This window comes from Mesorhizobium sp. M3A.F.Ca.ET.175.01.1.1 (genome assembly GCF_004791945.1).
Taxonomy (GTDB): domain Bacteria; phylum Pseudomonadota; class Alphaproteobacteria; order Rhizobiales; family Rhizobiaceae; genus Mesorhizobium.
This window is the reverse complement of sequence record NZ_SRTP01000328.1, coordinates 1-300: the sequence shown is the minus strand read 5'-3', so window position 1 is coordinate 300 and position 300 is coordinate 1. Positions and strand designations below refer to the sequence as shown.

Annotated in this window: 1 protein-coding gene; it reads left to right on the top strand. The window is 62.3% G+C overall.

The window, feature by feature from the left end; genetic code table 11:
- The coding region (locus EN818_RS34405; protein ID WP_135906746.1) for a hypothetical protein at window positions 1-110 on the top strand (110 nt) is incomplete at its 5' end.
- Window positions 111-300 lie beyond the last annotated feature (190 nt).

Genomic DNA, 300 nt, shown 5'->3' with positions numbered 1-300 from the left:
AGCGGCATCACCTGCAAGCCAATGTCGGCCACTACGGCGTCTTCAACGGCAAGCGCTGGGAACGCGAAATCTATCCCGTGGTGCGCAACCTCATCCTGGCGATGGAATAGCGGGACACGCGCGGACGCGCGAACCGGCGCCGTGGCCGCCGCTTCCTCAAGTCAAATCCATAGACCGGGATCGTGCCGCCGAGCGCGACGCCGCCGCCCATCCGCTTGCAATTCGCAATCGGTCAAGCTATCAGTTGACCGCTTGCAAATCACAACTGGGTCAGGAGGCCAATGATGTCCAGGCTGCGTG